The organism is Rathayibacter sp. PhB186 (assembly GCF_003751825.1).
In the GTDB taxonomy this organism is placed as follows: Bacteria; Actinomycetota; Actinomycetes; order Actinomycetales; family Microbacteriaceae; genus Rathayibacter; species Rathayibacter festucae.
In genome coordinates this window covers 160,379-186,562 of record NZ_RJKO01000007.1, presented here as the reverse complement: position 1 = coordinate 186,562, position 26,184 = coordinate 160,379, and the positions used below count along the sequence as shown (strand labels likewise).

The window sequence follows — 26,184 nt, the reverse complement described above, 5'->3', positions numbered from 1 at the left end:
CGCCTCCTGGGTCGGAAAGACCATCCCGCGACAGTGTGTAGAGGCGGCATCGACCTCGAGATCCTGAGGGCGCCGGGCGCACTGATCACCGCCGACCAGACCCGCAGTCGACCGCCTCGGAAGAGGGGGATCACGCGGGCGGATCGTGGGAGAAGTCGAGCGATCCGGCGAGGATGAGTGTGGCCACGTCGCGCACTCCGATGCCTTCCGCGAAGGCGTAGGCGCGGATGATCGCGAGGGCGTCCGCCGGTGTCGACCGGGTCTGGCCGATCACCATCCCGGTCGCCTGGTGCACTTCCCGGCGCGAGAGCGCCGGATCACGGGCGAGACTCCCGTTCTCCGGCAGGGTGATCGCCTGATCGACCACGGCCCTGGCGAGCGCTCCTGAGAGTCGGCCCGCGAGCTGCAGCTGTTCGGCGTCGAGCCGCATCGAGGCGCTGCTGTACAGGGTGACGGCGCCGATGCTCGAGGTGCCGATGACCAGGGGGACGGCGAGGACCGTCCTCGTTCCTGCCGCCTCTGCGGAGAGCGCGAAGACGGGCCAGGCGGCGAAGTGCCGCTCGTCGTCGACCTGCATCTCGACAGGGCGGTAGGCGCGGTACGCGCTCCAGGCGGGCCCTTCGCCGAGGTCGATCTGCGTCTCGTCGAGTGTCGCCGCTCGACGACTGGTCGCCGCGAGTGTCTGCATGTCGAAGGGAGCGCCGAGCACGGAGGTGGCGGCGTCCTCGGCGGGCAGCAGCGTGGCGAAGGAGGCGAGGAGCCGGTCGATCTCCTCGCCGAAGGCGCCGCCCGGCTGACTGGTGCTCACAAGGAGAAGCCGGGTACGCGCGTGCACTCGCTCGTGCCGAGCTCCGTTCCGATCATGAGCTGCAGGGGAGCGAGGAGCCGGTCGTCGACGTCGGTCCCGCGGCCGGAGTCGTCGTGCAGCCTGCCCATGGGGGTCCCGCCGTCGCGTGCGCCCGGGAAGGGTGCGGTTCGCCACGCGAGGTCTCGGATGGACTCTGAGACTAACCCCGTTCCGCACTGCTCACACCGATCCGGGACGATCGGTCGCGCAATCGCCCGGACGGAGACGCGAAGGGCTGTTTCTGCGGTGTCACCGGGATATTCGTGAAACACCTCTCCGGGGTCGTCCGAGGCGTACTGTGACGGATGCCGGCCGCGTCGCGGAGGTGCACGACCTCTCTCCCGCCGATGGGTGACATCGCTCGGCCGAGCGGGCTTCTCCTAGCGATCCGAGCCGCCATGACCCCGCGGGACGAGAATCAGCACGACTCCGTCCGTGCCCTCCAGGACCTGATCTCCGCGTTCTCCGGACCGCACTGGGTGCACCCCGCCTACGTCGAGCACGTCCTCGCGCACGCCGCGGACCTGCTCGACACGGCGCTGATCACCGCCGGGCCCGAGCGGATGCGCATGCCGACGCTGATGTGGCCGCGCTCGGCCGTCTTCGAGATCCCGAACCCGCCACCTGTGCCACCCGCGGCCCTCTGAACGGCGGGCTCTCCCGCCCGCGCTCGAGACGTCCCGGTTGAGCCGATGCGCAGGGCAGCGCGACCGACGTCCGAGCAGGGGAGGGGCACCAGCGCCGTCGGTCGCGAGTGTGGTGGAGTGGAGCGCACCGCCCGTCACCACCCCCGAGGAGCCACCATGCACGTCGTCGTCATCGGCGGGAGCGGCCACATCGGCTCCTTCCTCGTCCCCCGGCTCGTCCGCGCCGGGCACGAGGTCACGAACATCACCCGCGGCACCAGCACCCCGTACACCGCCGGCCCGGAGTGGGAGCAGGTGCGGAACGTCGTCGCCGATCGGCAGCAGGAGGACGAGGACGGCGTCTTCGCCGGCCGGGTCCGCGATCTGCGTCCGGACGTGGTGATCGATCTGGTCTGCTTCACCGTCGACTCGGCGCGGGCGCTCGTCGAGGGGCTGCGCGGGCACGTCGGCCACCTGATCAGCTGCGGATCGGTCTGGCGCTATGGCCCCACCCTGAAGCTCCCGATCCGGGAGGGCGAGGGGACGCCCGCGATCGACGAGTACGGCCGCCAGAAGGAGGCGATCGCCCTCCTCCTGAAGGCCGAGACCGCCGCGGGCGGCCTGCGCACCACCACGCTGCACCCGGGCCACATCAGCGGACCCGGCCGGGCGCCGATCGGCCCGCTGGGCAACCTCGACCCCGCCGTCTGGGAGACCCTGGCCACCGGCGGGACGCTGCGCATGCCGGGCTCGGGCGCGGAGTCCCTGCACCACGTGCACGCCGACGACGTCGCCCAGGCGTTCGAGCTCGCGGTGGCCCGGCCCGAGGAGGCCGCGGGGGAGGACTTCCACATCGTGGCCCCTTCGGCGCTCACGGTCCGCGGGTTCGCGCAGATCGCCGCGGGCTGGTTCGGGCGGGAGGCCGTGCTGGTGAGCATCGGCTGGGAGGAGTTCCGCCGGAGCGCAGGCGACGACCTCGCCGACGCGAGCTGGGGCCACCTGCACCGCAGCCAGTACTTCTCCATCGAGAAGGCGACGACGCTCCTCGGCTACGCGCCGCGGTACGAACCGGAGGCCGCCGTCCTCGAGGCCCTCGAGAGCCTGGTCGAGCGCGGCGAGCTGACCCTCCCGGTCGCGCTCCCGGCTCGAGCGCACTAGGCAGCAGCATCCGGCGCGGCCGGCCTTCGCGCGGGTCTCGATACGCGCCCGCGGCGCTACTCGAACAGCATGGGTCGGTCTCAGTCGAGCGTCCGCAGGGCCTGAGCGATTCATGCTGATCGAGTAGCCCGCGAAGCGGGCGTATCGAGATCCACATGTGCACGGAGGCGCTGGTCTCGATACGCCCCTGCGGGGCTACTCGACCAGCATGTGTCGACCAGTATGCGTGTGCCCTCCCATGCTGATCGAGTAGCCCGCGGAGCGGGCGTATCGAGATCCACCGCGTATTCGAGAGCCCTTGCTGCAGTCCGGCGGGTGCCCGCATCACTCGGTGGCGCGGCGGTCCTCGGCGAGGAGGAGCGCCAGCTCGTCGCGGCTCAACGACTCGACGGGTGCCTGCGCGGCCATGGCGAGGTAGCCGCCGTCCGCCGCTTCGTAGCTGCCCGCGCCCCCACCCAGGAGGGCGGGACGCTCGCCCTCGTGCAGGAAGAGCAGGTAGGAGCTCCCGGGTACGAGCAGGGGCTCCTGCACGGTCGTGTAGCGGACCCCGTCCAGGACGCCGCCGGTCTGCGTGATGGTGAGGCGGTCTCCCGCCTCGCCCTTGTGGACGGCGGTCACCTCGAGCTCGACCTCCGTGACGGCGATGGCGCCCTCGAGACTGGCGGCGCGCTGCTCCTCCTCCGACGCCTCGCTCAGCGGGTTCAGGAGCGGATCGGTGCCCTCGTAGGTCGGATACAGGACGGCGTCGCGGGTCGAGACGGCGGTGCCCTCGATGATGCGATCGGCCTGCCCGACGAGCTGCGGCAGGTCGTAGGAGGGGTAGTCGACGGCCATCCGCGACGTCCGCTCGACGATCGGCTCCGCGGGAGTTCCTGCACAGCCGGAGAGCAGAGCGGACGAGAGAACGGCCGCCGCGACCACCGAGATCCGGACCGCTGTCGTGGGCTGCATGCGGATCACCCTCTCACGGGAGACCGCTCAGGCCGGGGCCGTGCCGTCAGGGGGTCGATCACCGCCACGGGTGGTCAGCGGTTCCAACGTCCGTCCCCGGCACGCGCTCGATCGGATGCGACTCCACGAGTTCGACCTCGAGAGGACGCCGGAGAGAGAACCATAGTGATGCCGGCGGCACCCAGCCCGACGGCCACTGACGTCGCCGTCCAGCTACCGGAGGAGGTCCGTCGTCCCTCTCGACGTGGCCGATCGATGCGGCGTCCGGCGACTCGGGCCCCGGCGCGGGTAACCTGTGACGCATGATAGAAGGCGTCGGCGCTCAGCTTCGAAAGGGCGTTGCTGAGTTCTGCATCCTCGGGCTCCTGGACAGTGTGCCGATGTACGGGTGGGAGCTGTCGACACGCCTGCAGGAGGTGGGGGTCATCGGGAGCATCGGGACGCTGTATCCCCTTCTGGGGCGGTTGCGTGATCGGGGGTCCATCGCTGCTGTCGTCGTGCCGAGCGATCAAGGCCCTGCGCGGAAGTACTACTCACTGACTGACGTGGGGAAGATCGAACTCGGCCGTTTCAGAGCGGAGTGGCCGTCGTTCGTCAGTCAGGTGAACCAGACGATCGGAAGGGGAACCCCATGACTGCCTCCACCTCGCGGGTAGCTGACCGCTACCTGGAAGAGTTGAAGGTCGCGCTCGCCGATGTGCGCGCCGAACTCCGCGAGGAGATCTACGGGGGGATAGCGGAGGAACTGGACGGCCTCGATGACGACGCTGCGCGAGAGCGCATCTCCGAGCTCGGGACCCCTGCGCGTATCGCTTCGGCGGCCGACGGGTCGTCCAGCAGTAGTGGACTCGTCTTCGATCGCCCGTGGTTCGCCGTTGCGAGCTCGTTGTCGTACGCGTTCGGCTGGCTGCTGATCCCGGGCGCGGGCTGGCTGATCGGGATCGTTGCGCTGCTGCTCTGCTCCTCGTGGACTCTCGCAGAGAAGAGGGCGGCCGTGATCGCACCGGTGGTCACGGCTGCAGTCGTCGGCGGTGGCACCGGGCTCTTCTACTGGGTCACTCTCACTCCGAGTTCCACCATGACGACCTGGACGGTCCTGGTCGCAGCGACGCTCGTCGGCGGGGTGGTGAGTCTGATCCTGGGAACGCGCTTGTGCGCCCGCTACGCGAGAACGCGGCGGGCGCACGAGGCGACGATGCAGTCGTGTAGCCGATGATGCACATCTGCGCGTTGATGTTCATCTGGGCACTGAGCCGGCGGCGCGGAGAAGGCGGCACCACCGGGCCGGCGGGAAGCTCCGTCATGCTGATCGAGTAGCCCGCGAAGCGGGCGTATCGAGATCCACCGCCGCCGGAAGCCGGGTCTGCGGACCCGCCGTGCTGATGACGGCGGGTCTCGATACGCCCCTCTGGGGCAACTCGACCAGCATGTCTGCAAGCGTCTTTTCCAAGGAGATCGACCGCCCTCGGAAGCCGGGTCTGCGGACCCGCCGTCCTCAGAAGGCCGCGCCCGCGCGGAACGCGGCACCGGGGTGGCCCGCGGGCAGCGTGGGCGCGGTGAGTCCGAGGATCCGCTCGCGCATCGATCCGGAGCGGGGCGTCTCGGGCAGCATGCCGCGCTCGCGCAGCAGCGGCACGACCTGCTCGGCGAAGTCGCGGTAGGTCTCCCACGCGCCGTAGGTGTACTCGATCAGGAAGCCGTCGACGTCGGTCCGGTCGACGATCTCCTGCAGCTGATCGGCGACGGACTCCGCGGTGCCGGTGACGCGCATCCCTCCGATCGAGGACGTGATCACGTCGAGGATCTCGGCGACGGTCGGGCTGTACTCGGGCTGCTGGAACATCGCCAGCATGGTCTGCCCGACCTCGGTCGTCACCTCGGCGAGGGTCGCGTCGAGCGGGAACGACATCAGGTCGACTCCGCTCCACCCCATGAACAGCGCGGCGGCGGCCTCGCGCGAGGGGGTCGCGTCGAGCTCGGCGCGCAGACGAGACGCCTCCTCCTCGGTGTCGCCGACGATGATCGAGACGGAGGGGATGACCGTGATGTGCCGCGGGTCGCGGCCGTTCGCCTCCGCCCTCGTCCGCAGGTCGGCGACCGTGGCGGCGGCCTTGTCGAGGTCGCGGTCCTGGATGAAGACGCACTCGCCGTACCGGCCGGCGAAGGCGCGACCGGCGGAGGAGGTGCCCGCCTGCAGCAGCAGCGGTGTGCGCTGCACGGACGGGATCGCCGGGAAGTAGCCGTCGTAGCGGAAGTACTCGCCCTGGTGGGTGATGCGGTGCACCTTGTCGGGGTCGGCGTAGGTCCGGGTGGCCTTGTCGTACACGACCGCGTCGTCCTCCCACGCGCCCTCCCAGAGCTTCAGGCACAGCTCGACGAACTCGGTGGCGCGGCGGTAGCGCTCGTCGTGGGGCGTGACTCCGTCGTGCCCCAGGAGCTTGGTGAGCGCGACCTGGTTGTCGGAGGTGACGATGTTCCAGGCGATGCGGCCCTTCGTCAGGTGATCGAGCGTGGTGAAGGTCCGGGCGTTGAGGTAGGGCTGCTGCGCCGTGGTGGAGGCGGTGACGACGAAGCCGAGGCGATCGACGGTCGCCGCGAGACCACTGACGAGGACGAGCGGATCGTGCACGGGGACCTGCACGGCTTCGCGGATCACCACCTCCGGAACGTCGTCGCCGCTCATCGGATAGCCCAGTGCCTCGGCGAGGAAGAGGAAGTCGAAGCCGGCGTCCTCGAGCTTCCGGGCGAGGTCCTGCCAGTACTCGAGAGTGGCGAAACCGCGGGTGTCGCCGCGGGGGTGGTGCCAGGCGTTGCTGATGAAGTTCGGCGTGAACTCCTCGAACGCGCCGAGGAAGATCTGCTTGGTCACGGTGCTGCCCTTCGGTGGCGATCGGATGCTCCCGAGCGGAGGGCTGATAACCTGACGTTATCAACCCGCTGATGATAACCGTGGGTTATCATTCTCGGCAAGACCGCCGCACCGCACCACCCGGGAGGACCGATGAGCGATGACGCCGTCGTGGCGCCGGCCCTCGCCTCCGAGATCGGCGTGCTCGTGCGCACCCTGCGCACCGCACGCGGACTCTCGATGCGCGCGCTCGCGGCCGAGGCCGGGGTCTCGCAGCCGTTCCTCTCCAAGCTCGAGAACGGCCGCCTGCTGCCGAGTCTCTCGACCCTCTACGCGCTGGCCGCAGCCTTCGACGTGCCGCCGGCCGAGCTGGTGCCGGCGATCGCCTCCTCCGACGACACGACACCGGAGGCGCATCTGCGCGCGAGCGACGCGCCGCACGCCCCGCGCGCTCGGCTGGTGGCGGGCGGCCCGGGCCGGCGGACGGAGGCGTACCTCTTCACTGCGCAGCCGGGACAGTCCGACGACGTCGACTTCGTGCATCAGGGCGAGGAGTTCGTCTTCGTCACCGAGGGCACCGCGGTGCTGACCTACGCCGACGGAGCGTCTCACACGGTGTCGGCCGGCGAGTCGATCACGATCGAGACGTCGCGCCCGCACCGCTGGTCGGTGCCCGCGGACGCTGGAGGCGCGGCACGGTACCTGCTCGTGACCACTCCTCCAGGTGCCCCCGCGGGCTGAGGGCGAGCGCCGGCGACGGGAGGCGATCATCGCTCGTCTTTTGTGAGGACAAGCCGAGGCGCCGCCGCATCGCAGGGCGCGCTCGTCGGCGCTATTCGACGTACTCTCCCTCGATCCCGAGCGCTTCGATGTCCGTCCCCGTGCCGGAAGCGATCATGTCGCCCGTGGGTCCATCGCAGACGAGTGTGTAGACGTCCCAGGTCTTGGCCACCGTGCCCGAGAGCGCGCCCCAGTTCTGGATCGTGTGATGCACCGTCAGTACGTAGACCGGACGGTCGGCAGAGATCTGCACGTCCGAGGCCAGACTCGGCAGGGCGACCCGCAGATCTCCGTAGGACAGGAGGGCTGCATAGACAGGGCTCTTCTCGGCGCCGACGTCGACGACCGCTCGTGCGGAGCCGACCAGCTCGGCGACGGGCACCAGAGGCTGAGAGGCGTCGTACGGTTGAAGTGCAGGGAAGTGCTCCACGCGTTCTGCAGATGCTTCGTCCGGCGAGACGGCGGGCTCAGCAGCGGCCGGTTCAGTGCGAGCGGTCTCCACGGGAGTGCTCGGACCGTCTCCGCCGGCCTGCGCAGCCGAGACACCCATCGTCGTCGCCACTGCCGCCGCCGCAAGCACGACGCCGGCGATGCCGAGCGTGATCCTCGTGACTCTCATCAGTACCCCGTCCCCCAGAGCGACGCCGCACGCGTGCTCGCCGTCCGTCCGGCAGTCACGTCCCGGCTCAGCCACTCGGTCTTCGCGAAGGCGAAGAGCCGGTCGCCGTCACTCGTACCTGGACCGTACTGCCCAACCGTTCCCTCCTGCGACCTTTCTCCACGATCGGACCGGCCTGCGCGAAGCGACCTGACGGGGGAGCGGCGTCCCGCCGAAGGAGCGGATCGACCGTGCCGTCCATCCGCCCAGGCCAGGTGCCGGAGAGGTCGGGCCCGCGGGACACAGGCGGCGTCCGCGCCACAGGAGGCGGCGTCAGCGCGACACGCGGCGGCCGGCCCGCCGGTTCTCGATCGCGAGGATCGCGGCGGCGAGGAACGCGCCGAGGACGGCGCCGATGGTGTTCATGAACCAGTCGTTGGTGTCGCAGGAGCGGCCGATCGCCGGGACGCTCGCCTGGACCAGCTCGATCAGGGCGGACAGGCCGGAGACGGCGGCGGCGACGAGCACGGGGCGGCCGACCGCCACCGCGAGCAGCAGGGCCCCGGGGAGCAGGAGGGCGATGTTCGCGAGGGTGTCGATGCCGTCGAACGGCACCGAGAACTGCACGGTGCAGAAGACCAGCGGCGTGCCGTCCGGCGGGTACATCGTCAGCGCGATGCCTGCGAGGAAGGCCACCGCGGCGAGGACGAGGAGGGTCCTCCTCGCGCCGCGCCGGTGCAGCAGCCGGGCGAGCGCCGTGACCAGCGCGACCGCGATCCAGAAGCCGATCGGCACGAGCGCGGCGTGCTCGACGAGGAAGGTGCTGATCATGGCGCTCTGCTCTCGGGTGGCGGGGTGGCGGGATCGGTATCAGCGGGCGGAGGGACGGATGCGCGATCACCGACGGCGTCGACGTACGGGGGAGACGTCCGCGCAGCCCGAATCGAGCCCTCGGCGGAGGCAGGCCCCGGAGGTCGGCCTTGGAGACCGGTCCCGGAGGTCAGCTGCGGAGCGGAGAGCCCACGACGTCGAAGCGGTGGCCGCCGAAGGCGCCGCTGAGCAGCGGACGCGCCCGCGCGATCGCGGCCTGGACCTGGGGGAGTGCCAGCGAGGCCCGGTGCGCCTCGGCGCTCTCCCACAGCTCGACGACGAAGACGGTGTCGGGCTGCTCGTCGTCGACGCCGACCTCGTAGGCCAGGCAGCCGGCGTCGACGAGGGCGTCGTTGTGCTCGGTGAGGAGGGCGACGAGCTCGTCGCGTCTGCCGAGTGCGGCCCCCAGGGTGCCGACGTTCGCGAAGGTCATGCCGCGAGGCTACCGCCGCCGCAGCCCCCGCTCCTCGCCTCGATCCGCCGCGCCGGTGCTCGGCGGCCGACTCCGGCGGCGGCCGTCGCGACCGCGGCGACGGCGAATGCGACCGTGGCGCCCGGCCCGTCGAGAAGCGCTCCGAGGCCCATTGCGCCCACGGCCTGGCCCGCGATGAGCACCACGAAGAGCAGGGCCGTGCCGGTCGCCGCGCGGTCCGGGTCGAGGGCGGTGGTCCAGGCGATGAGCGCTCCGGTGCCGGCGGTGTAGCCCCACCCGAAGAGGAGGCACGCCAGGAGGGCGAGCGGCGAGGAGGCCGTGAGCGCCAGGCCGAGGGTCCCGACGGCGGCCGTCGCCGTGGTGATGGTCCACGCCGTGCGCGGCGGCAGGGCGCTGGTCCAGCGGGCGGTGGCGATCGCGACGGTGCCGCCGATCCCGAGGACGATCCACGCGAGGACCGACTCCGCGGTGCTGCTCCCGCCCTCGACCAGCAGGGTCCTGCCGAAGTTCCAGACTCCGGCGGATCCGGCGCCCAGCAGCGCCGCCGCCAGGATCGCCCCGCGATGCGCGCGCAGCCAGGTGGCGGAGAGCGCGGTCGCGGTCTTGCGGTGCGGGGTGGCGCCGTCGAGAGCGGCGACGGCGAGGGCGGCCGCGACCACGACGACCGCCGCGACGACCCACACCGTGCGCCAGCCCGGGAGCAGCGTCAGGGCGAGGGCACCCGCTCCGACCAGCCCGGGGCCCGTCCCGGAGTTCACGATCGTCTGCGCTCGCGCCTGCCGTCCCGGGCGGACGCCCCGTCGGAGCACGTCGACCAGTGCGGGGGAGGCGAGTCCTGCGCCGACGGAGCTCACGACGGCGGCGATCGCGAAGGGGACGAACTCGTGGCTGAGCGCCATCCCGAGCGCGCCGGCGCCCGCCGTCGCACCGGCGGCCAGCACGAGGACGCGGGCCGCGCGGGAGGCGAGCAGGAAGCCCGCGACCGCGCCGAGGCAGTAGGCGAGGGAGGCACCGGCCGAGACACGGCCCGCCGTAACCGCGTCGAACCCCAGCTCGGAGCGCATCTCCGGCAGCAGGAGACCGTAGGCGAAGCGCACGAGACCGTAGGTCGCCGCGATGAGCCCGGTGGCGGCGAGGACGAGGGGGACCGGGGACGAGAACGAAAACGTGCGTTTCATATTCAGAGTCTAGGCTGGAGGCATGTCCACTCCACTCCGAGCCGCGTCGATCAGGCCTCGCACCGAGGCGAAGCTGCTCGACGCGGCCGAGGAGCTCTTCTTCAGCCGCGGGATCGCCGCGACGCCGATCGACGCGGTGCTGGCACTGGCCGGCGTCTCGGCCGCCACCCTCTACCGCGGCTACTCCAGCAAGGAGGCGCTGGTCGCCGCCGCGCTCGCCCGTCGGCAGGCAGCCTGGCTCGAGACCTGGGACGCCGAGATCGCGCGGGCGCACTCGGACCGGGAGCGGCTGCTGGCCGTGCTCCCCGCACTCGAGCGCTTCCGGGAGCGGCCGCACGGCGCCCGCTGGTGCGCGTTCCTGGCGTCGTCCGCGGAGTACCTCGACCCGCCGGCCGAGCTCGCCGACGCGGTCCGCGCCGATACGGAGTCACTGCGCGGACGGCTGACCGAGCTCGCCGCACCGCTGGTGGGGGAGGAGGCGCCGCAGCTCGCGGAGGAGCTCCTGCTCGTCGTGACCGGCGAGCTCGCCATGCGGCTGCGCGGCGGCCCGCTCGGCGGGACCAGCACGGCCGGGCGCGTGGCGGACGCGGTGGTGAGTGCGCACCTGCAGGATCAGGGCCTGCGGGCGGAGCGGTAGCGGCACGGAGGGCGTCGCCGCCGTCGGGGTCGACGCAGCTGCCGAGGACGCCGGCACTGGCGACCGCGACTGCCGAGCAGCGAGGCGTCGACGACAATCACACGCTTCCGGAACAAGATCAAACTGACATGATCTCGATCATCGCCCAAAAATGGCACTCGGCCCTCCTCAGCGCGAGCCTGCAGCCCCTCATCCGCATGCCGCCCGATCACCGACGTCTACGAGTGGACGACGAAACCAGGCGACGAGACGGCCGGAGACATCCTGGCCTCGAGCGATTTCCCGCTGATGGCCAAGAGCTTGCAGGGCGCAACGCGGTTGGAGCACCGGGAGCGCGGGTCGGTGTACTCCACTGCCCGGCGCATGGCGTCCTGCTTGAAGGACTCCGGCACCCGCCAGTGGGTGAACCGCACCGGCGAGAACGACACCCGGCCGGAGTTCGACCCGGCAGCCTTCGTGCGCTCCACCGGGACGCTCTACAGCCTGTCCAAGGAGGGCGCCGGCAGCGCCGGCCCCCTCGTCCTCGCCCTCACCGCGGCGACCGTCGAAGCCGCGGAAGAGCTGGCGGCCGTCTCGCCGGGAGGTCGGATGCAGACACCGATGCTCGGCGTGCTCGACGAGGCAGCGAACGTCTGCCGCTGGCGGGACCTCCCCGACCTCTACAGCCACTACGGCTCCCGAGGCATCCCCATCATGTCTGTGTTCCAGTCCTGGTCGCAGGGCGTCAGCGTGTTCGGACGGGAGGGCATGGACAAGCTCTGGTCGGCCGCGAACGCGAAGATCTACGCCGGCGGAATCTCCGAGACGGGCTTCCTGCGGATGGTGTCCGAGCTGATCGGCACCTACGACCGCGAGACGACCTCCGCGAGCATCAACAAGGGCGTGCGCTCCACCACCAGCGCGTTGAAGCGGGAACTGATCCTCGACGTCGCCGAGCTCGCGAACCTCCCCACACCGAAAAAGGGACGCAAGATCGGGAGGGCGATCCTCATGTCCTCCGGCTCCCGCGCCGCCATCCTGCGCCCCGTCCCATGGTTCGACGGCCCCAAGCCGCTCGTCGCCGCAATCAACGCTTCCCTCGCGAACCACAGACCAGGTGCAGCGCCACCGCTGACGCCCACGCCGTCCACCGAGCAGGGGCACGACCTCACGCCGGCGACTCACGCATGAGCGACTACGACGACGACGACCCGTTCGGCGCCGACGAGCCCACCACCGCAGCGGTGAGCGTCGACGTCGACGCGGGGGAGCAGCCGACAACGCACTTCGGATCCGCGGATGAGTTCGTGCGCAAGCAGCTCATTGGCACCTACCGGCGCCGAGTCATGGCGCAGGGCTCCGGCGGCGGTTCGCGGTGGAAAGCAGCCTGGTGGGAGTCCAAGGAAGCGCAGCAGCGCATCGAAGCCCTGTGGCGGGCGTGGGAGGCCGCACGCGCCGACCCGAAAGCCGGGATGAGCGCGTGGTGGATCAACCACTGCGACCCGCACATGAGCGTCCTACTCTCCCCAGACGGGCCCTTCGCGGACTCCACCGACGAGAACCGCATCGGGGAGGCGCTGCCCTACGAACCACCGGTCGAGGGTGCGTTCCCACCCGACCTACAACCGCCGCTGTACACGCAGCGTCCGCGCAATGAGCACCGGTGATTTGGAGGAGGCGGCACGATTCCGGCCGTGATTGCCGGGCTGGCGATCGCGACGCACCACCCGGTACCGAGAGACCCTCGAAGCAGCGGGAACATCGGAAATAGGCATCCCCGGAGCGGAAGACGCCACATTCCCCGGCGCGCTACGTGCCGCCGTGGACTCCGGAGTCACGGCCGTCATGGCCGGTGACGACCCGACCGCGGTCAGTGCTCTGGAAGTACTCGCCACCTCGGGAATCTTGAGTCCTCAAGCCGTCTCTATCACCGGGTTCGACGGAGTTGGCGTGTACCGGTCGCCACTTTTCGGCCTCGCAACTATGCGCCAACCCGTGGAGGCGATGGCGATAGCAGCGACCGACATCATGATGCGCCGCTTGGACAACACCCAGACCGAGCCCGCGCACGAGGTATTCCGAGGAGAATACGTGCCCGGAACCACCCTCGGATTGCTACAAGCTGAGCACGCACTTAATTCGAGCGCCTGAAGTACTTTCGCTCAGGGTCTTCGGTCCGAAGACATCGAGAATCGTCGTTGCAACTTTCTTGAACGAGATGTAGCCCGCGGCGCGACCTGCGGTCGATTCGAAGCTTCCAGCCTGTGTCCTGTGATCGGGCCCAACGGGTGATGAGTGCGTACGATCCGAGGGCGCGACTGGTCCGATCGCGGTGGGCATGCTCGCGCAGGGTGAGTGCGCGAGCGGACGGGAGACGACCTTGCTCGTACTGGTCATCTCAGCAAGCAGCGCCATAGCGTAGCTGTCAGCCGCCTCATCCGCAGGTAGTGATCGGCTTGCTCGGGAACGCTTCTGCGCTTGAAACCCGGCTCTCGGACGGAGAACGGAGCCGTGTTAGAGCTCGGCCCGTGTTGGGGGATCGGCGCCTGCTCGGGATGTTGTCACGCCCGCGACGCAAGCGGCCCACCGCCCGATCGCGCGCAGCGACGGTTCATCGAGCAGCATCCCATGCGGCGCGCCCAGTCCCTGCCGGAAGGCCTCGTCGAGGATCGCTCCCATCGCGGAGTCTCCCGCGCCGATCGTGTCCGCGACAACGATCCTCGCGGCGGGCACCGTGATGCGTGCAACGGCGGAGGCGAGCAACAGCCCCTCGCCTCCACGCGTAATGACCGCGAGCTGCGCGCCGAGTCCGAGTAGCCGAGACAGCACCTCGTCGAGTTGCATTGTCGGGTAGAGCCACTCGGAGTCCTCGTCACTGAGCTTGACGATCTCGCAGGTCGTCGCGACCCGCTCGAAGCGCGCGAGTGCCGCCCGGTGCACTCCAACAAGGGCCGGGCGGATGTTCGCGTCGACGCTCGCGGTGACTCCGGCCGGCAGCGCCTCGAGCAGCTCGAGCACGGCGGAGCCGCCCGGCTCGAGGTAGAGAGCGATGGAGCCGGTGTGCACGTGGGTGGCGTCGCTTGGATCTGCTGTAGGCGGGTTCCACGAGAGGTCGAAAACGTACTCGGCCGAGTTGTCCTCACGCAGCACGGCGCGGGCGGTCGAAGTGCGAGGCGCGTCACCGTGGATTACATCCACCCCGGAGGCGTCGAGGTGCTCGGCAATGCGCCGGCCGCGGTCATCGTCGGCGATGTCGGTCACTAGGGACACGTCGCGGCCAAGCCGGGCGAGGGTGAGAGCGACGTTGGCGGGGGAGCCGCCGACGTATTCCTTGCTCGCGCCGTCCCTCTCGACAATGTCAATCAGAGCTTCGCCGATGACCAGGATCTGGGGAGCCACGCTATTAGGGCGCTGTTCCTCGATAGCCGGCTGATGCCTTGTCGTGGTCATTACTCCCTCCCGGGCTTGTGTCTTCGAGATGGTGTTGTTCGCCGCGCAACAGCGCCTGCGCCGACAGCGTCGTGGGTAGTGGCTTGTTGGCGCAGGCTCTGCTGCTGCTGCGTTGCCGTTGTCAGCGGCGTTTGTAGAGCTGCTGCCGGCGAAGGTGGTCGACGGCTACGGCGCAGACGAGGATGGCACCCACGACGATGTTGTTGAACTGGGGCGGGATGCGGGAAACGATCAGCGCGTTGTCGATCAGGGAGAGAAGGACAGCGCCGATGGCGACGCCGGTGATGTTTCCGAGCCCTCCGAGCAGGCTCACGCCTCCGATGAGGACGGCGGTGACGACGACGAGCGTGGTCGCGGAGCCGCCTGCTTCGACTTGCCCGGCGCCCACTCGTGCGGAGTAGAGCAGGCCGGCGATGCCGCCGGTGACTGCTGCGATGGCGTAGAGCGCGAGGTCGAGCTTCTTGACGTGGAGGCCGTTGGCGACGGCTGCTGCTCGGTTGCCGCCGAGGGCGCGGATGTTGACGCCAAACCGGGTGTGTTCGAGTGCGAACCAGGTGACGATACCGACGAGGACGGCGATCCAGATGATGTTGGGGACGCCGATGAAGTAGCCCTGTCCGAGGCGTACGAATTCTGGGGGGAGGGGGAGGACGTCGAGGCCGCCGGTGATGAGGGAGTTAGCGCCGAGGACGACGAAGAAGACTCCGAGGGTGGCGATGATCGGCGGGACGTGCCAGTAGGTGATGATCAGGTGGTTGAGCACCCCGACGAGTGCCGCGATGACGAGGGCGGCGAGGATCGCGAGGGGGATTGGAACCCCGATCTTCATCAGCGAGGTGCCGGTGAGGGCGCTGAGCGTGAAGATCGCGCCGACCGAAAAGTCCAGTCCTCCGCCGATAATGAGCAGCGCCGCGCCGCAGGCCATGACGAAGTAGATCACGGAGCTGCGGAGGATCTCCGTGATGTTGTCACCGGTAAGGAACGCCGGGTTGATCAGTGTCGCCGCGATGACGATGACGGCGACGACACCGAACAGGGAGGCTTCTTGGCGGACCAGAAGCGAGGGGATCCGGCGTGCTGCTTTCGCGGTGACGACGGGAGCGGGGGCGGTCGAGGTGATCTGTGTCATGACTTCTCCTTCGATGCGGCAGCCGCAGCGCCGCGGGGGATCGCGCCGGTGATCATCCCGATGATCTCGTCGCGAGTCGTTTCGGCGGTGCCACGCGTGCCCACGCTGTTTCCGAGCCGGAGCACGGTGATGCGGTCGGAGTGCTGGAAAACGAAGTCGAGGTCGTGGCTGATGACGATGACGGCTTTGCCCGCAGCGCGGAGCTCGTCGAGCATGCGTCCGACCTGGGCTGTCTCCTGGACACCGAGGGCGGCGGTCGGTTCGTCGAGCAGGATGGTGGGGGTGTCCATTCGGACGGCGCGCGCGATGGCGACGACCTGACGCTGGCCGCCGGAGAGCAGCCCTACGGGGGTCTTCACATCACCCACACGCACGTTGAGGTCGGTGAGGACCTTGGCGGCGTCGCGGTCCATGCGCTTGCGGTCGAGGAGCATTCCGAAGCGCTTGGGGAGGTTTCCGAGCGCCATGTTGGTGGAGATGTCGAGGCATTCGACGAGGGCGAGGTCCTGGTAGACGACGGCGATCCCCTTTTCGAGGGTGCTGGCGCCGTGGCCTTCGACGATGTCGCCGTTGATCAGGATGTCTCCGCCATCGCCTCGGTGGATTCCGGTGATGATCTTGATGGTGGTGGACTTTCCGGCGCCGTTGTCGCCGACGATGGCGTGAATCTCGCCCGGGTAGGCGGCGAGGTCGACGTGCTCGAGGGCGGCGACGGATCCGAAGAACTTGCGGATGCCTCGGAGTTCGAGGGCGGCGGTGTCGGTCACGACCAGCCCTTCTCGACGTACTCGGCGTAGTCGTCCTTCGTGGCCATCCGGGTGCCCATGTCGATGAGGGTGGCGTCGCCGCCGGCAGCGGTTCCGCTCTCGAGGCGGTCGGCGACGGCGTCGAGCGCGTCCTTGCCGCCATCGCAGAGCGCCTGGAGCAGGAAGCGGTACTCGGTTCCGTTCTCGATGGCTTCCTTGCCGCCGTTATCGGGGCCGTTGCCGATGAAGGAGACCTTCCCGGTGAGTCCCTTGGACTCGATGGCGGAGATGCCGCCCTGAGTGGCGGTGCCCATATTGGTGACGATGACGTTCACCTCGGGGTGCGCAGTGAGAAGGGCATTGGTCTGAGCGAGGGCCTTGGCGGAGTCATCGCCGGTGTAAACCTCGCCGACGATCTCGATGTCGTCGGAGTCGGCGACGGCGGCTTTGACGCCGTCCATGAAGAGCTTGCCGATTCCGGTGTCGGCGCTCGTGACGATTCCGAGCTTCTTGTCGCCGGGGAGCTTCTCGACCTCGTCGATGTAGACCTTGCCGAGCTCGGTCCAGTTGATGCCGACGTTGATGTCGGCGCCGCTGCCCTCCGCGCCGTCTCCGTACATGGTGGCGGTGACGATCCCCGCGTCGCGGGCCTGCTGGAGCAGAGGACCGAAGGCGTCGCTGGCCGGGAGCGTGATGATGCCCGACTTCTTGTTCGCGATGGCGCCCTGGATCTGCTCGATCATCGTGGTCGGGTCCATGGCCTGCCCGGTGGGCCCGGTCTCCGTGAAGTCGACTCCGCGTTCTTTGGCCTGGTCGGCCATGCAGTCGCCGATCACGCGCCAGGCCGGGTAGTTGGGCAGCGGGTTGACGAACTGAACGCTGACGGCGTCGCTGCCGGCGTTGTCGGTCGTGTCGCTGGACGCGCCGATCGGTCCGTCGCTGCAAGCGCTGAGGGACACTGCGAGGGCGGCGGTGCCCACGAGCGCGATCATGCGGCTGGTGCGGTTCATGATGATGCCTTTCTAGAAGCGGAAAGAGAAGGGAGAAGAGGGAGTCAGCGGTTGGGGGTGGCGGCCGGGAGAAGTGGAGCACCCTGTCGGCGGAAGTGGTCGAGCGAGAAGGTGTACGCCGCTCGGAAGGTGGGGTCATCGCCGAGCGTGCTGAACCAGTCGGGACGATCTAGGAATGACCCGGAGACGACTCGTTCGTCGAGGAGTCCTTGCTCAACGTCTCCCGCTTGGCGGTCCTTGAGGGGCTGAGTGGAGCGGCGGCTCTGGTCAGCAGTTGCAACCCAGCTGGCGATGACAGCGGCCGTGGCGGGCGCTATCCGATTCTGATGGAGGAGATCCTGAGCGATCGGGACGACGAATTTGGGGATGCGGTCGCTGGCATCGGTAGCGAGGCGCTCGAGCGTGTCGCGGATTGCGGGGTTGGAGAACCGCTGCAGGAGCAGGGCACGGTAATCGTGCAAGTCGATTCCCTCGACGGGTGGCACTGTGCTTTGCGCCTCCGTCATGAAGACGTCCACGAAGGTTGCGACTGTGACGTCGGCCATCGCTTCGTGCACGAAGGTGTAGCCGTTCAGGAGACCGATGTACGCGAGCGCCTGGTGGGACCCGTTGAGCATTCGGAGCTTCATCGTCTCGAACGGTGCGACGTCCTCGACGAGCTGCGCCCCGACGTTCTCCCAGTGGGGACGGCCGGTCGGAAAGTTCTCTTCGATCACCCACTGGGTGAAGTCTTCGCTGATGACCGGCCACGCGTCCTCATACCCGGTGGTCGCGCGGACCCACTCCCGATCCGCGTCAGTCGTGACGGGGGTGATGCGATCGACCATGCTTCCGGGGAATGCGGTGGTCTCCTCGACCCAGTCGGCCAGATCAAGGTCGGTCATTCTGATAAAGGATGCGAGTGCTTCGCGCGCCATGTCGCCGTTGTTCTGGATGTTGTCACAGGACATGACAGTGAACGGCTCTACGCCCGCGCGTCGCCGACGGCGCAGAGCGGCGGCGAGATAACCGAAGACGGTCATTGGCTGCTCGCTCCGCCACGTGTCGGCGCGCATCGTGCTGTTGCTGGTATCGAACCGTCCGGTGGTGTCGGAGAGGTTGTAGCCACCTTCGGTAATGGTCAGCGACACGATGCGAGTAGAAGGGTCGGCGAGCAATTCGATGAGCGCGGCGGGGTCATCAGGGCCGTAGAGGTAGCCGGAGATGGACGCGACGCGGTGCACCTCATCGGTGCCGTCGGCGGCACGCTCGACGAGGGTGTAGGTGTAGTCCTGGGCCTGGAGGGCGTCGCGCATGCGGACGTCTCCGGGAAGCAGCCCGGCTCCGACGATGGTCCATTCGAGGTCGTGGCCTTGCTGGTGCAGCTCGTGAAGATACTTGGCTTGATGGGAACGGTGGAAATTGCCCACACCGAAGTGGACGATGTGCGAGGTGGTCATGGCGGTGTCCTTTCGGCCAGGTCAGCGCGTCGGCGCCGGCAGCAGGGGAGAGGGGGCTCCGGTGCTGGCGATCGTGATCGCGAAGGCGGTGTAGGCGCGTCTGAGGGCTCTCGTCGCCGCGGGAATGCGGGGGACCATCTGCTGGAAGCCGTGAGTGAGCCCGGGATTGGGCAGGTAAGTGGTCGGCACTTCGGCGGCGATGAGGCGTGAGGCGAGTTCGCGGTCTTCATCGCGAAGCGGGTCAAAATCCGCGCTGACCACGACCGCCGGCGGGAGCCCTTCGAGCTCCGCGAAGCGGGGGGCCGCGCTGGGATGACGGCGGTGCTCATCCAAGGGCACGTACAAGTCCCAGAATCCGCGCATGGCATCGGCTGTCAGAAGGTAGTCGGCACCGTTGTCGGTATAGGAGAGGTTGTCGAACGCCGTCGGATCCACCACGGGGTAGAGCAGGAGCATCGACGACACGATGCTCTCGGTCTTCAGGGCGATCGCGGCACCGAGGGCAAGGTTTCCCCCGGCACTGTCTCCGGCGAGGGAGAGTGATCGGTGAGGACCCCGTTGCAGCTCACGGAGGACGGCGATGCAGTCCTCGATGGCCGCCGGAAACGGGTGCTCAGGCGTCCGGCGGTAGTCGATCGCGACGACGGGAAGCCTGAGGTGCGCGGCGAGCCGGCGAACATCCGGGTCGTACGAATCGACGTCACCGGCGAGCCAGCCACCTCCATGGAGGTACACCACGAGGTCGTTGTTGGCCTGTCGCTCATCGCCGTACCAGCGAACGCGCACTCCAGCGACGGAATCCTCTCGCGTCGGAACACGGTCGAGTTCGGGCTCAATGTCGCCCCGCATCCACGAGTGGAGGCGAGCCTCCCTGGTCCTGATCTGATCTGCCGTCGCAGCGGGATCGATGTTCAGGATGGCGGGTGCGTCGGCGATCAGAGTCACGACGTCGGGATCGACGGGGGCGCGAGAGGTCATCATTGTCCTTCCGGGGCCGAAACGAAGCGTGGCCGCAGCTGTAGAGCGATGCTGCGCCTACGGGATTCGAGACGACTTGAGGTGTGCCACCGACGTTACGGTTGCCACCCAAATCCCCTGACCGCCATTTGGCTGTCTTCACGGCACGAAACTCGCCGTTTGTCGATTCAGGTGCGAAGAGCCCATCGGAGTGCGGTGATCTGGTCTGCCAGGGCGCGCTTTCCTACGTTGGTCATCCGGTAGCCGTCGAAGCCGTGGATGGTGCCCGGGTACTGCATGATCCCGACGGGGACGCCGGTGGCCATCAGCCGCTGCGCGTAGGCGTAGCCCTCGTCGCGGAGGGGATCGTATTCCGCAACCCAGATGGACGCGGGCGGCGCACCGGCGACGTCATCAGTGAGAGCCGCAGCAGCCCGATGGTCTACCGGCACCGAGGAGTCACCCAAGTAGAGCTCCCACATCAGGAGGTTCTGCTCCCGGTTCCAGCCCGGCGTGGTCGTGAATCGATGCATCGAAGCGGTCTCACTCCGGCAGTCCAGCACAGGATTCACAAGGAGCTGATGGACAAGGGAGGGTGCTTCGTCGGTGCGCGAGGCCAGGGCGATGGAGGCCGCGATCGCACCCCCAGCACTATTACCTCCGACGCTCAACCGCCGGCTGTCGATTCCGAGCGAGGTCGCTTCGTCGTGCATCCACCAGAGCGCATCGACGCAGTCGTGGAACGCTGCCGGGAAGGGATGCTCGGGTGCTAGTCGATAGTCGATGGAAACGACCGTGCAGTGCGCATCTCGCGCGTAGTAGGCGCAACGGTCGTCCTCCGTGTCCAATCCGCCGAGGACGAAACCGCCACCGTGGATGTACAGAACGGCCGGCAGAACCCCGATCTGTTCGGGGCGGTAGATCCGGGCGGCGACAGTTGAACCATCGCGACGCGGAACGAGTACATCCTCGGTGACCACACCCTCGACAGTCCGCCTGCCTTGAGCGACGAGCTCTTGCTCGAAACGGCGCGATCCCTCAACGTCGGTGAAGTCGAAGCTGGGGATCATCACGCTGATCGCAGCCAGCTCAGGATCAAGGCGCAAGGGGAGTCCGTCGACAGTCACTCCGCCATCATCCCGCTCGCCACCCGCTACGCAGACCGCCAATTGGCAGATGTCATCGTTGTGACCAGACGGATGGCGGTCACAGGGCGATCCTGCTCGTAGGATCAGAGCATGCAGGGCCTCATGGTGAAGCTGCTCAACGTCGACACTCCCGGAGAGCGTGCGCTTCGTGTCGTCGCATACTTCGACCAGCTGGCCTCCAACAACCCGGACCTTGACGCCGTGGTACGAGCGACAGCAGTTCTCGCCGACTGTCCCGCAGGAGTAGAGCTCCCCTCTCGAGGACTATCGACCCGGTACTCCAGCGACGGCGCACTGTTGGCGGGATCGGCAGCTCACGTCTCGCAGCACGCGAACGTCGATGCGGGCAGCAACGAACACGGCACCCTCTGGTTGGAACGAGGCGACACCCGTCACGAGCTCGACGAGTTCATCCTCGAGCGCTTCGCGTTGACTGTCACGGCTGTCCTAGCGCGCCAACGTCCCTCAGGTGGGGTAGACGCCGCATCAGGGCTTTCAGACCCGGCCCTCGCGCAACTCCTCGTTAACGCAAGGAGCACAGAGGCGGAAAGGTCTCGCGCTGCACGCCTTATCGGGTTACAACCAGCGACTTCTATCCAACTCATCGCGGTCGAGTCAGAAGGATCAACGCTGGATGAACCCGCCACCCGTTTTCTCCGTACTGCTTGGCAGCGGCCGGTGCACATCGCACCACTGTCGAAGCACCTCTCGCTGGTGATCGCTGTCGGCTCGGAACCCGTCGACTGGACAGCCGCGCACGGCATCACCGGGCGAGCGGCGAGCGGACCCATCGTCGGCATTCTCGACGCACCACGATCCTGGGTCATCGCACGCGACACGCTCCGCTTCGCCGGCGCCACCTCATCATGGCCGCGACTACTCGATTCCGACACACTCGGAGCCCTACGCCTGGTCAGCTCTCTCGACCCCGCGGTCGTAGCGGAACAGCCCGACGTGATTCACCTCGAACGACTGGCATCAGGGCCACACGGGGCAGAGGCAATCGACATCCTCGACCACTACCTCCATGCAGATTCTCTGAGATCAGCAGCGCGTGCCGCCAACTTCCACCACAGCAGCATGCAGGGCCGCATCACTCGCCTTGGCCAAGCTCTACAAGTTGATCTTCGATCGCCCGCAGGCCGCGAGCGCATGGCCGTCGCCATGCTGATCTGGAGACTCTTCCGAAGCCACAACGGCTGACTCGGCCTTTCGACCTTCCGGCAGCCCATCGAAGAGGTGGGGCGAACCGCTGTCGACTTGCTCGTCGGTCGCCTGGAAGATCGAACGAGCGAGGACCGCTTCGTGGCGTTGCGCGGCTGCGCGCCCCCATCGAGGCGCGCGGCACAGGTAATGCCCTGCCGTTCAGCAGCATGTCGTCGAAACCGCCCGAAGCGAACCCGTCCCGCGATCCCACAACTCAAACCTGACATAATGCGCATTATCGGATGTCTGCACAGCGAGCAGCCGGGACCGCATGTTCCGCGACCAGGCTGCTCCAGCGGACGACCCGGGGCACCTGACGCGGGACGCAGCCGCCGACCGCGTCGGCTGACCGTGCGGACCCGCAGCCCTACCAGGTCCGGGCGGCTTCCGGAGCGCCTTGTGGGCGCGCCGTCGTCCCGGCACTGTCGTGCCGAGACGGACTGTTCGTCACCGAGAGGGAGTCATGGACGACGAGACCCTGCTGGGCATCCTGCTGCGCGGGCGGCCCGCGACGCTCGAGGACGCGGTGCTCGCGACCCACCTCGAGCCCGCGCAGGTCGAGGCGGCCGTGCAGCGGCTCCGCGACCGCGGGCTCATCGGCGGCGCGGGCGATCTGCTGGCCTATCCCCCGCCCGCGGACTGGGCGAACGAGGCCGTCTCGGTGCACACCCGCCGGGTCCGGGTCGCGGCCGAGGACGCCATGTCCGGCATCGAGAAGATCCTCGAGAACCTGCCCACCGTGCTCCGCGCCTGGTCGACCGGCGAGGCGGCGGCCGACCTGGTGCCCACGGTGCTGCGTCACGGGCCCTACGCCGCGGAGGACCTGCTGTGGGAGCTCGTCGGCACCCCGTCGGGCTCCCTCGTCGCGGTGTTCGCCAGCATCGACCGGCTGATGACGGCGCCGATCGACCGGGCCGTCCGCTTCGGTGACGCCCTGCAGGAGAGGGACACGGTGCGCATCATCGTCCCCTCGTCCGCGGCCGCCGACCCGCGGGTGCTCGAGCGGATGGCCGTCTACGGACGGGTCGGGCTCGAGTACCGCTCGCTCGACCGGCCGCCGGGCTGGTTCTGGGTCGACGGCGACCACATCGCGCTCCCCTTCGTCTGGGGCGAGGCGACCCCGACGAGCGTGCTCGGAGTCCGCCACGCGGGCCTCGCGAACATCGTCCGCGCCTACTTCGACGAGCTCTGGCAGCGCGCGGATCCGCTGGGCAGCGACGAGCACTCCTGGCTGCCGCTCCTGCGTCTGATGCAGCAGGGCAACACCCTCGACAGCGCCTCCAACCGCCTCGGCATCAACCCCCGCACCGGCCGCCGCCGCATCTCCGCCGCGATGGAGCACTACGGCGTGGACACGCTCTTCGGCCTCGGCGCGGCATGGGGCGCAGGCCGGGCGGGCAATACGACGCGATCCGAGGGGTGACCGACTCCGCCCGGCATCGGAAGGCGCGCCGCACCACCGACCGAACACTCGAGAAATCCGACACGGCCGGTCCTGCGGGGTCTCCGGCGCCTCCTGCCGCACGCTCTCGGCCATCAGCGGGAGATCGCTGCGGCGGGATGTGCTCGGCCGAGGCGCGTGCGCACGTGAGCCGGCAGCGCCCCCGCTCAGCGTGACACAAAGTGAATGGAATCCTTGACGAGGCTGTTCCACTTGTGACATGGTCGCCTCAGGAGATCACGGAGTCGTGATGCGGAGAGGCGAGACGATGAAGCTCGAGAACGTTCTTCTCGGAGTGCTGCTGCGGCACCCGAGCACCGGGTACGAACTGAAGAAGTTCATGGACACGCACGGCCGGTTCCTGCGCTCGAACACGCAGATGAGCCAGGTCTATCGCGCACTCGCAGGCATGGAGGAGCGCGGCTGGGTGAGCCACACCGTCGAGAGCCGGCCCGGTGCCACCGATGCGAAGACCTACCGGGTGACCGAGGAGGGTTCGACGATCTTCCTCGACTGGCTGACCGGTCCCTACACACCGCCGACGCGGTTCGAGGACCCCGACCTGGGCGTCCGGATCGCCTTCGCGGGCTTCATGACCCGAGAGCAGCTGCTCCATCTGCTCGACGTCGAGATCGAGGCGCGTCAGCACGAGATCGCGCTGTACCGCAACCGCGACCGCCGGTCCGAGGTCGAGACCTCGATCCCCTTCGATCCGGAGCTGGCCGAGCTGGTCGCCGAATGGCAGCACCAGGGTGGCGCCCAGTCCAAGGACGCGCACGTCGCCCGCTGCATCGCTCTGCGGTCGCTCCTCCTCGACGCGCCGGAGGGCGCGCCGCTCCCCTCGCTCCCGCCCCTCACCACCGCGATCGGAGCAGAACTGTGAAGGCGATCGTGCTGATGTTCGACAGCCTCAACCGCCACCTGCTCTCGCCGTACGCCGACACGATCGTCGATGCCCCGAACTTCGCCCGTCTCGCGGCGCGCGCGGCGACCTTCGACAACTTCTACGCCGGGTCGATGCCCTGCATGCCGGCGCGCCGGGAGATGCACACCGGCCGCTACAACTTCCTGCACCGCTCCTGGGGTCCGCTGGAGCCGTTCGACGACTCGATGCCGGAGCTGCTGCGCGACGCCGGCGTGCACACTCACCTCGCTAGCGACCACCCGCACTACTGGGAGGACGGCGGTGCGACCTACCACACGCGCTACTCGACCTGGGAGTTCTTCCGCGGCCAGGAGGGCGATCCCTGGAAGGGACACGTGTCCGAGGTCGATCCGTCCGCGCCGGTGCATCAGCGGATGCTGCGCCAGGACGTCGTCAACCGCTCCTACATGCCGACCGAGGCCGAGCACTCGCAGACGCTCACCGTCGACGCGGGGCTGCACTTCCTCGACACGAACGCGGACGCGGACCGGTGGATGCTGCAGATCGAGCTGTTCGATCCGCACGAGCCGTTCTTCGCGCACCAGCAGTACAAGGACAGGTACCCGCACGAGTACGACGGACCCGTCTTCGATTGGCCGGGCTATCAGAAGGTCACCGAGCCCGAGTCCCAGGTCGAGCACGCCCGCCTCGAGTACGCGGCGCTGGTCTCGATGTGCGACCGATCCCTGGGCCGGGTGCTCGACGCGATGGACGAGCACGATCTGTGGGACGACACGATGCTGATCGTGAACACCGACCACGGCTTCCTCCTCGGCGAGCACGGCTGGTGGGCCAAGTCCGTCCAGCCCTGGTACAACGAGCTCGTGCATCTGCCGATGTTCCTCTGGGACCCGCGCACGACCGAGCGCGACACCCGTCGCGGGGAGCTCGCGCAGACCATCGACATCGCGCCGACCCTGCTGCGCTTCTTCGATCTGGAGCCCACCCCCGACATGCAGGGCATCGACCTCGCCCTGCCGGAGGAGGCGCTGACCCGCGACTCGGTGCTGTTCGGGATCCACGGGGGTCACGTCAACGTGACCGACGGCCGCTACGTCTATATGCGCGCGGCGGCGGATCGGTCCAACACTCCGCTCGACGAGTACACGCTGATGCCCACGCACATGCGCTCCCGGTTCGCCCCGGCGGAGCTGATGGCCTGGGAGCCGTCCGAGCCGCTCCCCTTCACGAAGGGCGTCCGCACGATGCGGATGCCTGCGACGCCGGGCTGGATGAACCCGTGGCAGCACGGGACCCTCCTCTTCGACCTCTCGACCGACCCCGGCCAGGAGCACCCGCTCGTGGACGACGAGGCCGAGCTGCGCATGATGCGGCTGCTCGTCGACGCCCTGCGCGCCGCCGACGCTCCCGGCTCGCAGTTCACCCGACTCGGACTCCCGACCGAGGGCGAGCCGGGCAGGGAGCACCTGCTCGTGCGAGCCCAGCGAGAGCGTGCCGCGGCCGTGGCCGAGCCCCTTCCGCGCGCGGAGGATCTCGCCGCTCACGAGCTGCTCATGCTGCCCCTCGTCGACCTCCTCGCCGTGCCCGGAGCCCGCTCCGCGCTGGAGGCGCACGTCCCGGGGCTCGTCTCCACCGAACCCGTCTCCGTTCCGATCGGGATGAGCGTCCTCGACCTCGCCCGATCGGCCGCCCTGACCGCCGCACAGCTCCTCGCCCTCGGCGACGCACTCACGAAGCTCGTCCCCGTCACCGCCTGAGAAGGCGTCCCTTCCGCCGGCCGATCCTGCCGGCGCCACTCCCCTCGCATCCCCGAGCGGCGTCACCACCTCCGTGGCGCCGCCCTGCGGTGCACCCTCTGCACCTGACG

27 protein-coding genes are annotated in these 26,184 nt (G+C 68.7%); 13 read left to right on the top strand and 14 right to left on the bottom strand.

From position 1 onward, the window contains the following. Window positions 1-130: 130 nt before the first annotated feature. Window positions 131-808 (bottom strand): GAF and ANTAR domain-containing protein, encoded by a 678-nt coding sequence (locus tag EDF45_RS16840; protein ID WP_123737016.1) that lies wholly within the window; start codon window positions 806-808, stop codon window positions 131-133. Window positions 809-1,245: 437 nt separating this feature from the next. Here EDF45_RS16840 and EDF45_RS16835 point away from each other — a divergent pair, with 437 nt between their 5' ends. Both EDF45_RS16835 and EDF45_RS16830 read left to right on the top strand, forming a co-directional pair. Further along, window positions 1,246-1,494 carry a hypothetical protein gene (locus EDF45_RS16835; protein WP_123737017.1) on the top strand — a complete coding sequence of 83 codons (249 nt, stop codon included), beginning with the start codon at window positions 1,246-1,248 and terminating at the stop codon, window positions 1,492-1,494. Window positions 1,495-1,650: 156 nt separating this feature from the next. Next, entirely contained in the window at window positions 1,651-2,631 is a 981-nt protein-coding gene (locus EDF45_RS16830) for an NAD(P)-dependent oxidoreductase (protein WP_123737018.1), read from the top strand. 324 nt (window positions 2,632-2,955) lie between these two features. Here the strand turns inward: EDF45_RS16830 and EDF45_RS16825 are convergent, their stop codons facing one another. Further along, window positions 2,956-3,582 carry a hypothetical protein gene (locus EDF45_RS16825; RefSeq protein WP_148060313.1) on the bottom strand — a complete coding sequence of 209 codons (627 nt, stop codon included), beginning with the start codon at window positions 3,580-3,582 and terminating at the stop codon, window positions 2,956-2,958. A 302-nt stretch (window positions 3,583-3,884) separates the two neighbouring features. Between EDF45_RS16825 and EDF45_RS16820 the strand changes: the two genes are divergently transcribed. Both EDF45_RS16820 and EDF45_RS16815 read left to right on the top strand, forming a co-directional pair. Then, window positions 3,885-4,217, top strand: coding sequence for a PadR family transcriptional regulator (locus EDF45_RS16820; protein ID WP_123733258.1), 333 nt, complete (start codon window positions 3,885-3,887; stop codon window positions 4,215-4,217). Beyond that, window positions 4,214-4,798: an HAAS signaling domain-containing protein gene (locus EDF45_RS16815; RefSeq protein ID WP_123737020.1), complete on the top strand. Its 585-nt coding sequence runs from the start codon at window positions 4,214-4,216 to the stop codon at window positions 4,796-4,798. Before EDF45_RS16820 ends, EDF45_RS16815 begins: the two co-directional genes overlap by 4 nt. 279 nt (window positions 4,799-5,077) lie before the next feature. Here the strand turns inward: EDF45_RS16815 and EDF45_RS16810 are convergent, their stop codons facing one another. Next, window positions 5,078-6,451 carry an NtaA/DmoA family FMN-dependent monooxygenase gene (locus EDF45_RS16810; RefSeq protein WP_185020240.1) on the bottom strand — a complete coding sequence of 458 codons (1,374 nt, stop codon included), beginning with the start codon at window positions 6,449-6,451 and terminating at the stop codon, window positions 5,078-5,080. Window positions 6,452-6,583: 132 nt separating this feature from the next. On the opposite strand from EDF45_RS16810, the gene EDF45_RS16805 reads away from it, so the two are divergent. Continuing rightward, window positions 6,584-7,171: a helix-turn-helix domain-containing protein gene (locus tag EDF45_RS16805; protein WP_123737022.1), complete on the top strand. Its 588-nt coding sequence runs from the start codon at window positions 6,584-6,586 to the stop codon at window positions 7,169-7,171. Window positions 7,172-7,262: 91 nt separating this feature from the next. On the opposite strand, the gene EDF45_RS21055 is transcribed toward EDF45_RS16805, so the two are convergent. From EDF45_RS21055 to EDF45_RS16785, 4 genes are all read right to left on the bottom strand, one after another. Continuing rightward, on the bottom strand, window positions 7,263-7,829 hold the full coding sequence (locus EDF45_RS21055; RefSeq protein WP_148060314.1) for a hypothetical protein: 567 nt from the start codon (window positions 7,827-7,829) through the stop codon (window positions 7,263-7,265). Between the two features lie 312 nt (window positions 7,830-8,141). Further along, entirely contained in the window at window positions 8,142-8,639 is a 498-nt protein-coding gene (locus tag EDF45_RS16795) for a VanZ family protein (RefSeq protein ID WP_123737024.1), read from the bottom strand. A 169-nt stretch (window positions 8,640-8,808) separates the two neighbouring features. Beyond that, the gene (locus EDF45_RS16790; protein WP_123737025.1) at window positions 8,809-9,111 is read right to left on the bottom strand and encodes a putative quinol monooxygenase; all 303 of its coding nucleotides are present in this window, start codon (window positions 9,109-9,111) and stop codon (window positions 8,809-8,811) included. Continuing rightward, on the bottom strand, window positions 9,108-10,289 hold the full coding sequence (locus EDF45_RS16785) for an MFS transporter (RefSeq protein WP_123737026.1): 1,182 nt from the start codon (window positions 10,287-10,289) through the stop codon (window positions 9,108-9,110). Before EDF45_RS16785 ends, EDF45_RS16790 begins: the two co-directional genes overlap by 4 nt. A gap of 22 nt (window positions 10,290-10,311) precedes the next feature. On the opposite strand from EDF45_RS16785, the gene EDF45_RS16780 reads away from it, so the two are divergent. From EDF45_RS16780 to EDF45_RS16765, 4 genes are all read left to right on the top strand, one after another. Further along, the gene (locus tag EDF45_RS16780) at window positions 10,312-10,926 is read left to right on the top strand and encodes a TetR/AcrR family transcriptional regulator (protein WP_123737027.1); all 615 of its coding nucleotides are present in this window, start codon (window positions 10,312-10,314) and stop codon (window positions 10,924-10,926) included. A 375-nt stretch (window positions 10,927-11,301) separates the two neighbouring features. Continuing rightward, complete coding sequence (locus EDF45_RS16775; RefSeq protein WP_260312373.1) at window positions 11,302-12,096, top strand: type IV secretory system conjugative DNA transfer family protein; 795 nt, start codon at window positions 11,302-11,304, stop codon at window positions 12,094-12,096. After that, window positions 12,093-12,572 (top strand): DUF4913 domain-containing protein, encoded by a 480-nt coding sequence (locus EDF45_RS16770; protein WP_123737029.1) that lies wholly within the window; start codon window positions 12,093-12,095, stop codon window positions 12,570-12,572. The genes EDF45_RS16775 and EDF45_RS16770 overlap by 4 nt, the downstream gene beginning before the upstream one ends. A 31-nt stretch (window positions 12,573-12,603) precedes the next feature. Next, window positions 12,604-13,056 carry a substrate-binding domain-containing protein gene (locus EDF45_RS16765; protein ID WP_123737030.1) on the top strand — a complete coding sequence of 151 codons (453 nt, stop codon included), beginning with the start codon at window positions 12,604-12,606 and terminating at the stop codon, window positions 13,054-13,056. A gap of 363 nt (window positions 13,057-13,419) precedes the next feature. On the opposite strand, the gene EDF45_RS16760 is transcribed toward EDF45_RS16765, so the two are convergent. The 7 genes from EDF45_RS16760 to EDF45_RS16730 all read right to left on the bottom strand — a co-directional run bounded on the left by EDF45_RS16760 (window position 13,420) and on the right by EDF45_RS16730 (window position 20,763). After that, on the bottom strand, window positions 13,420-14,355 hold the full coding sequence (locus EDF45_RS16760) for a carbohydrate kinase (protein ID WP_260312248.1): 936 nt from the start codon (window positions 14,353-14,355) through the stop codon (window positions 13,420-13,422). Between the two features lie 121 nt (window positions 14,356-14,476). Beyond that, window positions 14,477-15,484 carry an ABC transporter permease gene (locus EDF45_RS16755; RefSeq protein WP_123737032.1) on the bottom strand — a complete coding sequence of 336 codons (1,008 nt, stop codon included), beginning with the start codon at window positions 15,482-15,484 and terminating at the stop codon, window positions 14,477-14,479. Further along, window positions 15,481-16,251, bottom strand: coding sequence for an ATP-binding cassette domain-containing protein (locus EDF45_RS16750; RefSeq protein ID WP_221181139.1), 771 nt, complete (start codon window positions 16,249-16,251; stop codon window positions 15,481-15,483). The genes EDF45_RS16755 and EDF45_RS16750 overlap by 4 nt, the downstream gene beginning before the upstream one ends. Beyond that, complete coding sequence (locus EDF45_RS16745) at window positions 16,248-17,240, bottom strand: sugar ABC transporter substrate-binding protein (protein ID WP_123737034.1); 993 nt, start codon at window positions 17,238-17,240, stop codon at window positions 16,248-16,250. Before EDF45_RS16745 ends, EDF45_RS16750 begins: the two co-directional genes overlap by 4 nt. Window positions 17,241-17,284: 44 nt before the next feature. Next, the gene (locus tag EDF45_RS16740; RefSeq protein WP_123737035.1) at window positions 17,285-18,679 is read right to left on the bottom strand and encodes a mannitol dehydrogenase family protein; all 1,395 of its coding nucleotides are present in this window, start codon (window positions 18,677-18,679) and stop codon (window positions 17,285-17,287) included. A gap of 21 nt (window positions 18,680-18,700) precedes the next feature. Beyond that, on the bottom strand, window positions 18,701-19,657 hold the full coding sequence (locus EDF45_RS16735; protein ID WP_165909108.1) for an alpha/beta hydrolase: 957 nt from the start codon (window positions 19,655-19,657) through the stop codon (window positions 18,701-18,703). Between the two features lie 167 nt (window positions 19,658-19,824). Then, on the bottom strand, window positions 19,825-20,763 hold the full coding sequence (locus EDF45_RS16730) for an alpha/beta hydrolase (protein WP_123737037.1): 939 nt from the start codon (window positions 20,761-20,763) through the stop codon (window positions 19,825-19,827). Window positions 20,764-20,874: 111 nt separating this feature from the next. Between EDF45_RS16730 and EDF45_RS16725 the strand changes: the two genes are divergently transcribed. The 4 genes from EDF45_RS16725 to EDF45_RS16710 all read left to right on the top strand — a co-directional run bounded on the left by EDF45_RS16725 (window position 20,875) and on the right by EDF45_RS16710 (window position 26,074). Next, window positions 20,875-21,987 carry a helix-turn-helix domain-containing protein gene (locus tag EDF45_RS16725; protein ID WP_123737038.1) on the top strand — a complete coding sequence of 371 codons (1,113 nt, stop codon included), beginning with the start codon at window positions 20,875-20,877 and terminating at the stop codon, window positions 21,985-21,987. 466 nt (window positions 21,988-22,453) lie between these two features. Next, window positions 22,454-23,413: a hypothetical protein gene (locus EDF45_RS16720; RefSeq protein WP_123737039.1), complete on the top strand. Its 960-nt coding sequence runs from the start codon at window positions 22,454-22,456 to the stop codon at window positions 23,411-23,413. A 286-nt stretch (window positions 23,414-23,699) separates the two neighbouring features. Beyond that, window positions 23,700-24,314 carry a PadR family transcriptional regulator gene (locus tag EDF45_RS16715; RefSeq protein ID WP_123737156.1) on the top strand — a complete coding sequence of 205 codons (615 nt, stop codon included), beginning with the start codon at window positions 23,700-23,702 and terminating at the stop codon, window positions 24,312-24,314. After that, on the top strand, window positions 24,311-26,074 hold the full coding sequence (locus tag EDF45_RS16710; protein ID WP_123737040.1) for a sulfatase: 1,764 nt from the start codon (window positions 24,311-24,313) through the stop codon (window positions 26,072-26,074). Before EDF45_RS16715 ends, EDF45_RS16710 begins: the two co-directional genes overlap by 4 nt. The last annotated feature ends 110 nt before the right edge of the window (window positions 26,075-26,184 follow it).